The 13,760-nt window shown below is 30.1% G+C and carries 6 protein-coding genes; all 6 read left to right on the plus strand.

Going from position 1 to position 13,760, the window contains the following annotated elements:
- The first annotated feature begins 96 nt into the window (after positions 1–96).
- The 6 genes from IC174_RS06680 to IC174_RS06705 all read left to right on the plus strand — a co-directional run bounded on the left by IC174_RS06680 (position 97) and on the right by IC174_RS06705 (position 13,759).
- Entirely contained in the window at positions 97–5,622 is a 5,526-nt protein-coding gene (locus IC174_RS06680; protein WP_227482473.1) for a phage tail tape measure protein, read from the plus strand.
- 128 nt (positions 5,623–5,750) lie between these two features.
- The gene (locus IC174_RS06685; protein WP_021426487.1) at positions 5,751–5,900 is read left to right on the plus strand and encodes a type I toxin-antitoxin system toxin; all 150 of its coding nucleotides are present in this window, start codon (positions 5,751–5,753) and stop codon (positions 5,898–5,900) included.
- A gap of 160 nt (positions 5,901–6,060) precedes the next feature.
- Positions 6,061–6,816 carry a distal tail protein Dit gene (locus IC174_RS06690; RefSeq protein WP_159066984.1) on the plus strand — a complete coding sequence of 252 codons (756 nt, stop codon included), beginning with the start codon at positions 6,061–6,063 and terminating at the stop codon, positions 6,814–6,816.
- Position 6,817: 1 nt separating this feature from the next.
- Positions 6,818–9,577, plus strand: coding sequence for a phage tail spike protein (locus IC174_RS06695; RefSeq protein WP_227482474.1), 2,760 nt, complete (start codon positions 6,818–6,820; stop codon positions 9,575–9,577).
- On the plus strand, positions 9,564–9,869 hold the full coding sequence (locus IC174_RS06700; protein ID WP_227482475.1) for a hypothetical protein: 306 nt from the start codon (positions 9,564–9,566) through the stop codon (positions 9,867–9,869). Before IC174_RS06695 ends, IC174_RS06700 begins: the two co-directional genes overlap by 14 nt.
- A 17-nt stretch (positions 9,870–9,886) precedes the next feature.
- Positions 9,887–13,759 (plus strand): WD40 repeat domain-containing protein, encoded by a 3,873-nt coding sequence (locus IC174_RS06705; RefSeq protein WP_227482476.1) that lies wholly within the window; start codon positions 9,887–9,889, stop codon positions 13,757–13,759.
- The last annotated feature ends 1 nt before the right edge of the window (position 13,760 follow it).

Raw genomic sequence — 13,760 nt, forward strand, 5'->3', positions numbered from 1 at the left:
AGCACTTACTTTAAACTAGTAAGTGTTTTTATTTTATTCAAATTAGCCAATTAAGTAAACTGTTTCAGAAAATTTTGTATGAAAGGAGGAAATAATATGTCTCTAGAATTAGGAACAGCAGTAGGTTATCTAGATTTAGATGGAGGAAAGTTTTTTAAAGCTCTTGCTGATGCAGCTAAACAACTTAGTCAATTTAATTCAAGTACCAAAACTACAGGTAGTGCAATGACAGCTATGGGAAAGCAAATTGCTGACACAGCAAATTCTTTGACACAAATAGGTAGACAATCAGCATTAGCAGCATCAGAATTAAATAAAATAGCATCAACTTCAAGTGGACCATTTTCATCACTAAAAAACTCTATAAAACAGACTGAGAATGAACTAAAAACAGCTAGAAACACAATAGACACTTATGGACAAGGAATATCAAGGCTTACATCCGAAATAGATAAGTCGAAGCAAAAGTATACAGAAATAGAAAACAAAATAGAAAGATATGAACAACAATTAGAACGTTGCAATAGTATGTATGGAGAAAGTTCAGAACAATCACAAAGATATAGAGAAGCTATTGAAAGACTTAAAAATTCTCAAACTCAGTTAGGCAATGAAATCGAAAATGGAGAAGATTCTTTAACTGATATGAGAACAGCCATGAATAATGCAGAGGCAGAAGCTAATAGACTTAGTGATTCATTAAGAAGCATGCCATTTGATGCTATTGGAACTAAAATGAAAGATATTGGGCAGACACTAACTTCAACAGTTACAACTGGATTAGTTGCAATGGGAACAGCAGCAATAACAGCAGCTACAAACACAGAACAAGCAATGTCGATTGTTAATTCTATATTACAACTAAATACAGAAAAAGTTCAAGGTGGTAAAAGTGAGTGGGATGCTTATGCAAGCACATTAAAAGAAGGTGCTAATGAAATTGGAATGGCTTATGATGAATATGCTAACTCTGCATATAATGCGATATCTGCGAGTGTAAAGCAAGCAGATGTAACTGAATTCTTAGCACAAGCAGATAAACTAGCAACATCAGGTTTAACAGATTTAGCAAAAGCTACAGATGTGTTGACAACTATTCAAAATGCGTATGGGATGTCCCAAAAGGATATGGCTCATGTAAGTGATGTTCTTATACAGACCCAAAATAAAGGCAAAATTACGGTGGATGAGTTAGCAAGTTCTATGGGTAAAATAATTCCAACTGCAAAAAGTCTGAATGTATCAGTTGAGCAACTAGGAGCTGGATATGCTATATTAACTGCAAAAGGAATTGCTGGCGCAGAAGCAACAACTTACATGAATGCGATGTTCAATGAACTTGGGAAAAGTGGGAGTAAAGCAGATAAAATACTTAAAAAATTAACAGATAAAGGATTTGCTGATTTGCAAAAAGAAGGAAAATCAACAGCAGATGTATTATTAATATTAAATGATTATGCAAAGAAAAATAGCTTATCTCTATCAGACCTATTTGGCTCGGCAGAAGGTGCAAAGGCAGCTAATGTTTTACTAGGTGATGCAGTTAATGAAACTACAGGAGAAATAATTGAAGGTACAAAGAGTGCTGATTCATTTAATCAAATGCTTAATGATATGAAAAATTCTACTGGACTTTGTGATAAAGCGTTTGAGCAACTGGATAATACTACAAAGACTAAACTTGAAGATGCACTCAATTCAGCAAAGAATATGTTATCTGACTTAGGTGAAGTTATGATGCCTGTAGTTGCTAAAGTGGCTGAGATGGCAACTGCTTTTATGAAAAGTGTTAGCGAAATGGCTAAGAGTAATCCTAATTTTGCTAGAATCGTTGTAAGCATTGGAGCTGTAGTCGCAGCAATAGGTCCGCTTCTTGTAATATTAGGAACTATGGCAATTACAATACCAAAAGGAATAGATGCAATCAAAAAATTAGGTGGCACATTTACATTTCTATCAAGAACATTAGCTGTGGTAAGAGGTGCAACAATACCTACATCTGCTGGTATGGCAACACTAGCTAAAGGGATAGCATTTTTGACTACACCTGTGGGAGGTTTGACACTAGCACTTGGAGCATTAGCAGTAGCGATTGGAACTAACTTAGTAAAAGAAATGAGTAAGCCTTCTGTAGAGATAGACAATTTTGGAAAAGATGTTGATAAAAGTACTAAGAAAATAGTGGGTTCATATCTTGAAATGAGTGAGAAAATAACTAAGTCGGCTATGAATATGAGATTAAGTGGGAATATAGTCACAAAAGATATGGTTGGTGATATGGCTAAAAATTTAGATGAATTGGAACAACAAGTACTTCCAAAATTTGAAGAATTTAAGTCAAGAGCAATAGAAACTCTTAATGGATTATGGAATCAATCCAATGAGCTTAGTGCAAAGCGAGAAATAGAGATAACAGGAGAAGTAATTAAATCTCTAGATGAACAAAAGAAACAATTTAAAGAAAATTCTCAAAAAATAAAGGAAATAGCTCAAAAAGCAAGTGAAGAAAGAAGAGAAATCACTTTAAAAGAACATGAAGAGATTTTAAAACTACAAAAAGAAAATGATGAGATGTCTATTGAGGTATTATCTAAAAGTGCATCTGATGCACTTATAATAAAAGAAAGAGTACATGCTAACAATAAAAAAATGACAGTTAAGCAGGGTGCAGAGCTAAGAGCAGAGGAAAATAAAAACTATAAAGCTCAAAAGGATGATATTGAAAAAGCTTATGATGAGCAATTGCTTTTAGCAGCAATGCAAAGGAAAAAAGGTACAAAAGAAGCAAACCAAATGGCAGATGATATTATAGCCTCAGCAAAGAAGCAAAGAGAAGATTCCTTAAAAGAGCTAGAAGGTCAACATAAAGAAACTGTAACAGAAATAGAAAAAATGGTTGGAGATGGCATAAAAGCCTACAATGGTGATGGAACAGTCAAGAGTAAATGGACATTATTTCAAGAAGGCACAAAAGAAGATATTAACAATGCTCAGAAAAACTTAGACCAATGGTGCAAGGATATAGATTCTAAATTTTCAACTTGGTGGAACGATTTAGTTGAGGAACTTTCTACTTTTTTACCTGAGTTTGTCGAAGATTGGAATAGAGATATGGAAGTCATATCTAATAACTTGAGTACATGGTGGGAAAGCATAAAAACAGGCTTTTTAGATTGGTGGAATGGTATATGTGAGGATTGTAATAATGGTTGGCAAAAACTAAAAGAGGATGCATCTACATGGTGGGAAGATATCAAACAAGGTATATCTGATTGGTGGAATAGTATATGTGAGGATTGGAAAACTGGATGGCAGAACTTAGGTGATAACTTCAACTCATGGTGGCAAGATTTAAAGGACAAATGGTTATCAAGTATGGAAGAACTAGGAATAGATACTTCATCAGTTTGGGGATTTATTACTTCTTCAATTGAAGAATCTTGGAATTTCATTAAAGATAAAGCAGAAGAAATATGGGATAATATAAAAGATTATATATCAGACAAATGGGACGAATTGAGAGACAAAGTGCCTATATTCGATACAATATCTAATAAAATTTCTACTGCATGGGATTTTATAAGTGGAAAAAAATCAATTTGGGGTTCTATAACTTCATTTATAACTGGTAAATGGAATGAGCTTAAATCAAAGTCTTCTATTTTTAACATAATAAGTAGTGTTATATCAAAAGCCTGGGACGTTATTAAAGGAAAAACTTCTATTTGGGATGCAATAAAAGACCTTATTAAGAAAGCCTGGGATGCTATAAAAACTGGAATAGATGATAAAATAACACTTATAAAATCAGCTATAAAAACTGGATTTGATAAAATGAAAGGGTTTATGACTAAGCCATTTTCAGATGCAAAATCAACTATAGATAGTATTATTGGTGGAATTTCTTCTGCTGTTGGTAAAGTTAAAAATATGGTGAGCAGTATCTTTAGGAGTGGTTCTATGATTCCTCAAAATAGTAATGGTTTTATTCAAAAAGATATGTTGCCAACACCAATGATGTTGAAAACCTCAGCCATAGGTTTTGCACCAAGTAGAGGAAGTATGCTAGATTCTATCAGCAAACTTTCTAATACCATGGCGAAAGGCATGGGCAGTTCGTCAGGAATAGTTTCACAATTTGGTAATGCAGGAAAAAATTCAGCAAAAGCATATTTAGATGGATTATCAAACATAGAAGAAGGATTAACAAATACACTCAGAACAGTCCAAGCAATAATAGGTAATGGAAACATAAAAGAAGCTCAAGAAATTAAGAAGTTTAATAAGGAAGTTCAAAAACTACAAGAAGAAAAAGCTGAAGAAATAGCAGAGTTAGATAAAGAACATAAGAAAAAACAAAAAGAAAGAAATGAAAAAGAAAACGAAGATATAAAGGAAGCAGAAGCAAAGAAATATAAGAATAAAAAAGAAAAGTTAGCAGCCTTAAAGAAAATAAAAGATAAGTATAATAAGGAATCTGTAAAAGACCAAGAAGAATATAGAGAAAAACTTGAAAAAATTAATAAAAAGTATGATAAGAAAGAAAAAGAAGATACTGAAAAGCATCAAGAAGAACTACAAAAACTCAGAGAAGAGAAAATAAAAGCTGAAAGAGATTTCAATAAAAAATATAATGATATTAAAGAAGATTATGCTGAAAAAGTAGCAAACTTAGATAAGAAATATATTGAGGACCAAAAGAAACTAAATGAAGAATATCAAAAGATATATGACTCAAGAGTAAAATCTTTAATGGATTATACAGACTTATTTTCTTCTGTAACATTTGAAGAAATTGACAATGATGAGTTAATGGAAAACCTAGAAGAGCAAGTTGATGTGCTTAGAAAATGGGACACTGATATGGCAGATTTATCTACAAAAGTAGGTAAAGATTTGTATGAGGAACTATTAGCTAAAGGACCACAAGCTCATAATGAAATAGAAGCAATAAATAAGATGTCAAAAGAGCAACTAGAAGAATACGAAAGACTCTATCAAGAAAAGAAGAAAATAGCTGAAAGAAGAGCCAAAGAAGATACAGAAGGTGAAAAGTATAGAATAGAAAAAGAAATTGAAGAATTGAAAAAAACTTATGATGCAGAATATAGAAAACTAGGTCAAGAAATGCAAAAAAGTATAGAGGAACAAATTGAAAGTTTTAAGGATAAATTTGGAGTAGTACCAGCTATGTTTATGGAAACTGGTAAAGATTCTATGCAGGGCATGATAGATGGTATTAAATCTATGCAAGGAGCATTGGGTAAGATTTTAAGTGACATAGTTAATTCTATAAATAAACAACTTTCTAATATAGGATTTAAAGATGTAAATATACCTACAGGAGGAAGAAAAGAAGCAGCAAGGTTTAGAAATGAAATAGAAAACTTACAAAGTATAGCATACTCAGATACTCTAGCAAGAGGGATAGCCTCAAATAATTTACTGAAGGATGCAACTGTTAATATAAATAATAATAGTAAAGTTGATAACGAAAAAAGTAGTGATAAAAGAGTTGAGTTAACTTTACATATAGAAAAGTTTATAAATAATACTAAACAAGATATAGAGCAAATAGGTTCTGAAATAGCATTTATTACAAATCGAAAATTAAAGTTTTAGTGTTACAAATACCTTTGTAATATCCAAATTGTGGTATAATAACTTTAGCAAGAAGATGAAACCTATAATCTAAGAGTGGAGTTCATACTGAGATAAAACCTACTTTCTAATGAAAGGAGGTGGTAAGTATGAACAACTTTTTACTTAATGTAATAGCTGGTATTATTGCCAGTTTAATATTTTGCTTAATAAGTAAGATATTTGCAAAAGTAAAAAGCCACTCTGTGCGAAAGAGTGGCTGGGAGTTTGATTTAAAAATCAAATTCCATAAAAAATAATTAGCTTTTAATTATGAACTCCGCTCTACTGACAATAGATTGTAGTTCTTCTTGCTTTTATTATATCACATTTTGATAAAAATATGCAAAGTAAATGGAAGGTGATGTATCAAAAGAAAAATTTGAAGCATCTCTTTTTTTATGTATAGGAGGTGATAATTTGGCTTTACAATACTGTGTCAGTGAAAATGAACTAGTTTCTTTTCAATATGGAAAAATAAATAGTAGAGATTTTGGTATTGTAATTACAGATATTAATGAACTTGCATCACCAGAACGTAGGTTTGAAAGAATAGAGATACCAGGGAGGAATGGCAGTCTTATTTTAGATGAAGGTTGTTATAGTAATTTTAATCTTGAAATAGAATGTTATATAGATGTAGATGGTAAAGATATTAACATACTAGCATCTGAAATAAAGATGTGGTTACAAACAGACTTTTCCTATAAAAATCTTATTATAAGTAGTGACCCAAACTATTATAGAGAAGCAGTTTGTATTAATAAACTTGATTTAGAAGAAGTTATAAAAGATTTAGGATATTTTAAGATTACATTTGAATGCAAACCACTCAAAAAACAGTTAATTAGTAATTTAATTACAATAAATGAATCAAATTCTAAGTTAATAAATACTGGAATGGCTTCGTATCCTCTTATAAAAGTATTTGGAAATGGTGATATAGAATTAAAAATAAATAATGAAATAATAGAACTTACAGAAGTTCAAGGACATATATATATTGATTGTGAACTTATGAATGCTTATAAGATAGATATTCATACAAATGATATAGCTAATGAGAATAGTAGAATGTTTGGAGATTTTCCAACATTTGAACATGGTGAAAATATAATAACATACACTGGAGATGTAGAAAAAATAGAGATAGAACCTAGATGGGTGGTGTTATAGATTGCTTAGGTTATATAATGCAAATGAAACAAATTTTAAAAACAATGGATTAGGAATATTAAAAGATGCAGTTGAAGCAAAGGTTACAGAAGAATTAAATGGGTTGTTTGAGTTAGAGTTTACATATTATGTGGGCTCTTTTTTATTTGATGAAATTGATTATAATAAAATAGTTATGGCTGATGCTTCTCCAAAACTTAAAAATCAGTTATTTAGGATTTACTATATTTCTAAAGAACTTGATGGAAAAATATTAGTTAAAGCAGAACATATTAGTTATGACTTGTTAAATAATTTTATAGAGACTTTAGAACTTAAAAATGTTACTTGTGAAGAGGTTCTTAATCAAATATTTAGGTCCTGTACTGAAGAAAATAGATTTGTAGGATATTCAGATATAACTGGAAATAAAGATTTTTCAATATCATGTGTAAGTCCACACAATGCTATATCTGATATTAAAGAGTTATTTAACAACAAATCTAAATTAAAGAGAGATAATTTTAATATAAGCTTATTAAATAATATTGGAGAAAGTAATAATGTATTACTAGCATATAGGAAGAATATAACAGGTCTTACAGCAACTTATGATACACAGGAAGTCATAACTAAGATATATCCATATGCAACTAAAAAAAGTGGTAAAAATAAAAAAATTACACTATCAGAAAAATATATAGAAAGCAAATATATAAATAATTATCCAACTCAAAGAATTGTTGCAGTTGATTTTACAGATGATGATGTGAAGAATGAAGAGAGTTTAAGGAATAAGTGTAAAGACTATTTTACCAAAAATAATGTTGATTTACCTAAAGTTACTTATAAAGTTGAATTTGTAGATTTATCAACTACAGAAGATTATAAGAATTATAAAATGCTTGAGACTGTTAATATGGATGATGAAATAATAGTTAGAGATTATAACTTAGGTATAAATGCTACTGCAAGGGTAGTAAAAACTGAATATAATCCAGTATTAAAGAAATACAATTCGGTTGAAATTGGTGACTTAGTAAATCATTTTAAAGATGAAAGAATAGATGATTTAGAAGAAAAAATAGATAAGGTTCAAAATAATGTAGATAATATTGTAATTGAAAGTGATAATTTTCCAGATACACTTCCAGAGCCTTCAAATGTAATAGCACTAGGGTTATGGAGTATGATTCAGTTAGATTGGACTTTTGATAATAAACTATATTATAACTATGAAGTATATGCATCCCAAATAAAAGGATTTGAACCAGATACTGTAGGATATACAAATAGGATATATGTGGGTCAAGCAAGTTCATTACTTCATGAAGTTAAGCCTATGCAGACTTGGTATTATAGAGTAAGAGCAGGGAATACACATGATAACTATAATGAATTTTCAAATGAAGTTAGTGCAACAACAAGGAAGTTAAGTGATGCAGCTGAATATTTTGAAGAAGCAGCTATAGGTCATGCAGTTATAAGAGATTTAGATGCAGATAAGATAAATGTAGGAAAAGTAAAAGGACAGTATATTGAAGCTAAAAATTTAGTTGTAGTTGATGGAAACAGTCAAACAACTTTAAATATAGACAGTTTTGGAAATGTTCATATAGGTGCAACAACATTTACATTAAAAGGCAAGTCACTGGAGTCTATTATTGGTGGAGAAATAGATAATATAACTCAACTTGAGATATTTAATAAATTAACTAATAATGGTCTTGCTAAGGGACTATATATGGTTGGGAATGAGTTATACCTAAATGCTAGTTATATAAAAACTGGTACTTTAGAAGGGCAATTTATAAATGGTAGAAATTTAACTGTGAGAGATAATGATGGATATACAACGCTACAAGTCGATAGTAATGGAAAAGTCAATATAAGAGCTAATGAGTTATCTATAGGTGATAAAAACAACTATGAAAGTGTTTTAACTAGTGACCAAAAAGCAGTATTTGATGCATTAACAGGGAACCGAAATTGTGGAATATATTTAAGTGGAAGTAGATTATATATAAATGCTGATTATATAGATACAGGTACTATTTTATGTGACAGAATAGGTGCTAGTTCATCAAATCCAAGAATACTACTTTTTTCAGGTAATGGAGCTGAATGTGCAATAGATGCTACTGCATTAAATGGTGTTGGTATAGGTAAATCAATTAGATTTCAGTATGATAGAAGCCATTATGTAGCTGTAGATGGCTCTTCAATAAACTTTTATATAGGTAGTACAACTATTTATAATAACTTTTCTCGTTCAAAAGTTTATTTTTATCAAGATGAAATTAGATGGGATAGTGCAGTTTTTGATATGTCTGGAGCTTTAAGACTGTATACAGAGAGTGAAGAGACTGGTTTTGTAGCATGGAATGATGGAACTGCTGCAATTTATTGTGATGGAAGAGAAAGACACGCTTTTTATGATGATGGGACTAAAAAAGGAGGTTCTATTGAAATTGATGGGACTATTTTTGGTATGTCACCAGTTGACAGTCCTCAAACATTAATAGAAGATATTTTATTTGATGTAGAAGTAGAAGAAACAGGAACTATAGTTAAATTAGACAGTACTTATGCCAAAACTATTTCAAGATATGCTGTATTTCCTTCTAATGGAAAAGTTGAAGTTGTAGAAAAGCAAAATGGATATTTTAAAGTATCTGGATATACTGGGAAAGTAGATTTTAGTGTAAAGGGAAGTAGAATTGATAAAGAACATGAATATTTTTCAATAATGGGAGGAGAAGAACAACATGGCAATTTCTAAGGATATAACAAATGCAATGGGTCAAACTGCTAACTATTGGAGGATAACAACAATAAATAGTAGTTATGGTGCAAAAAAGTGTAATGTATTTATTGCTGGATATAAAGATGAGCAAAGAAGATTAGATAATAAGCAACCAATAATTGTTAAAAACTATATGATGAAGGAAGATGATTTTGCTTTATATTTAGATACAAATACGCTGGATATAAGTGGAGTAAATCAAGCTCAAGCTTGCTACAATTGGTTAAAAGAAAGTGTTGAAGAGTTTAATGGAGGAATAGATGCATAGAGAGGATGTGATAAATCTTGAGAGATAGAATTTATATTGTAGACATCAATACAAAGATGTATCAAATAGCTAGATATAAGCAAAATGACAACGATGTATTTTATAACATGAGGATAGTACAGGATTCTATAGATGTTGACTTAACTGGATATACAGCATTAGCATTTTTTAGTTTACCAAGTGGAAGAGTTACTCAGAAAAATTGTACTATAGAAGGTTCAACTGTTTATACTGAATTAAGTCATATAGAGCTTTCAGAGGAAGGTGATGTTGCTTCTGAGATAACTTTATATAAAGATGACAAGGTAGTTACTACATTTTCTACAATAATAAAAGTTGAAAAAAGTATAAATAGAAATGCAATAGAGGATGAGCCTAGTTGGGATATAATAAAAGACATATTAAATGTATTAAGTTATGAAGAAGAAAGACAAGAAAATGAAAATGTAAGAAAATCTAATGAAGAAATTAGAATAAGTTCTGAGAATGTAAGAGTTGGCAATGAGAATATAAGAATTGAAAGTGAAAATCAAAGAAAAGGTAATGAAGCTGAAAGATGTGATAATGAGGAAACAAGAAAAACTCAAGAGCTTACTAGGGAAACTAATGAAGAAACTAGAAAGACAAATGAAATAACAAGGGAAGCAAGTGAGGAACTTAGAAAGACAAATGAAACAACAAGAGAAGCAAATGAAGAGATAAGAAAAAACAATGAGATAGTCAGAGAATCAAGTGAAGAAACTAGAAATACAAATGAAGAAACAAGAGAAAATAATGAGATAGTTAGAGAATCAAATGAGGGAATAAGAAAAACTAGTGAAGAAACAAGAGAATCAAATGAAAATACTAGAAAAGCAAGTGAAGAAGTAAGAAATACAAGTGAAGAAACAAGAGTTACTAATGAAGTAGATAGGCAAGAATCAGAAACTAAAAGGGAAGAAAGTGAAGAGCTTAGAAAAAGCAATGAAGAGACAAGAGAAGAAAATGAAGAACTAAGAAAAAGTAATGAAAATACTAGAAAAGCAAGTGAAGAAGTAAGAAATACTAGCGAAGAAACTAGAAATGCAAATGAAGAAACTAGAAAAGCAAGTGAAGAAGTAAGAAATGTAAGTGAAGAAACTAGAAATACAAATGAGGAAGTTAGAAAAGTTAGTGAAACAACAAGGGAAACTAATGAAGAAACAAGAAAAGCAAATGAAATAACAAGACAAAGTTCAGAAACTAAGAGAGAAGAGAATGAAAAACTAAGAAAAAGCAATGAAGAAACTAGAGAATTAAATGAATCAACTAGACAAACATCTATAACTAACATGCAAAAGAAAGTAGATGATAAAGTAGCTGAGGTTGATAATAAAATAGTTGAAGTTAATACTGCTAAGACAAATATGGAAACTGCTGTGAGCAATAAGATTACTGAATTTGAGGATAGATTTGAAGAGTTGGAAAGTACAAATACAACAGGAGAAATAATACAAACAAGAGAAACTTACGATGGAACTCAAAAAAGTACATTGAAAGAAAGATTTACATATGATTTTGATAAGGTATATGAAAAAATCGCTGAAATGAGTTCGGCTGCAACTAATGTAGCTTTTAGTAAGTCTTACGTTGAATCTGATTGGGTATCTGATGGAGAATACTTTAAGCTTACAGTTAACCATAACTTAGTTACAGAAAATATATTTGTGGCGATACTAGATGAAGTAACTAAGAAAAGTATGACTAATTCTTATACTGTAGTTGATTCTAATACAATAGAAATTTTTAATGAAAGTAATATAGATGTGAAAGTGACTGTTGTAAATGGTAATACAAATAAAGAAGTTATACAAGCTACCATAAATGATAATATAACAACACTAGATAGTACATATTCTAGTGTTAAAATTGATTCAAAAATAGGTGTAAACGAATTAAGCACAAATGCTAAAAACCTAACAGATGCAGTTAATGAACTTTTTCAATCTGTCAGTAATGGGAAAGAATTAATCGCTACTGCTATTACTGACAAAGAAGTTCCAACTAATAGTAGTGATACATTTCAAACTATGGCAAGTAATATTAGTAGTATAAAACAAATGCCAGATATGCCTGATGATGTTGAAGAAGTTTGGTGTTTTTACAATGATTCAAGTGTAAATTCAGTATGCGTAGATTCTAAAGATAATATTTATAATGCTAGTAGTGATATGTCAGTTAAGAAAATATCTTCATTAGGAAAAGAAATATGGAGATTTACAAAGCATACACATTTTGTGAATTCAGTAACAGTAGATTCTGATCTTAATGTTTATAGTGGTGGGGTTGACAGAATCTTAAGAAAAATATCTTCTTCTGGAGATGAAATATGGTCTTTTTCAGGTTTTAAAAACAATATAACATCTATATGTATTGATTTAGATAATCATATAATAGTTGGAATTGCAGATAGTAGTCTGGTTAAAGTATCATATGAAGCGACAAAAATATGGGAATACACAGAAAACACTAACAGTATATTATCAATAGATGTAGATTCCGCTAATAATTATTATATTGGAAGTGCTGATGAGAGTATAAAAAAGTTATCTAAAAACGGATCATTAATATGGAGTTATATGGACAACATGGGTTCAGTTCATTCAGTGTGTATTGATTCTAACAATAATCTAATAAGTGGTGGAAACGATAAGATTATAAGAAAGTTTAATTCTAATGGCGAGATAATCTGGAAATCTATAAGCCTTTCTACTATATTTTCTTTAACAGTTAATAATGAAAATGAAATATACTGTGGATGTGATGATAAAACTATAAAAAAGATATCTCATGATGGATTAAAAATATATGAATTTATGGTACACACTAATCGAGTAAAAACTGTAACTTTAGATAGTAAAAATAACATACTAAGTGGTAGTAGTGACAATACCTTAAAAAAATTTCAACAAAATTTAGGTATTCTAGTTACAAAAGATAACCAAAGCGAAATACATAAGGTAACTAAACTAGATACTATTGTGAAAGAGGTTTTACCTGCACCTACTGGAGTATGGGATAAAATCCAAGGTGGTTATGTATATTCAATATGTATAGACCTAAATAATAATATTATTAGTGGAAATTATGATAGAATAGTAAAAAAAATATCTCCAACTGGAGAAGAAATTTGGAGTTATAAAGGACATGAAAGTGGTGTATATTCAGTATGTGTAGATTTACAGAATAATATATATAGTTGTAGTAGTGATATTACTTTGAGAAAAATATCTTCAAGTGGTACTGAAATTTGGAGATTTACTGGGCATACAGGTACTGTACGTTCAGTATGTGTAGACTTGCAAGGTAATATAATAAGTGGTAGTGCTGATTTTAAAGTAAGAAAAATATCTTCAAGTGGTGCTGAAATTTGGAGATTTACTGGGCATACAGATACTGTACGTTCAGTATGTACAGATTCACAAGATAATATAATAAGTGGTAGTGCTGATGATACAGTAAGAAAACTGTCAACAAATGGTGCTGAAATTTGGAGTTATAAAGAATATGAAAGTTCTGTAAACTCAGTATGTACAGATTCACAAGATAATATAGTAAGTGGTAATGGTAATTTTAAAGTAAGAAAGATATCTTCAACTGGAGAAGAAATTTGGAGTTATAAAGGACATGAAAGTGGTGTATATTCAGTATGTGTAGATTTACAGAATAATATATATAGTGGAGGCAATGATAATACCATTAGAAAAATATCTTCTAATGGAGCAGAAATTTGGAAATATTCAAACTACAAAGATTGGGTATTGAGTATATGTATTGATTTAGAAAATAATATAATTACTGGAGATAGAAGCAGCTTAATAAAAAAACTACAAAACACACATACAGTACAAAAAATAGCTTATTATAGTTAAA

Origin of the sequence: Clostridioides sp. ES-S-0001-03, from assembly GCF_020676075.1 — a bacterium.
GTDB lineage: Bacteria > Bacillota > Clostridia > Peptostreptococcales > Peptostreptococcaceae > Clostridioides.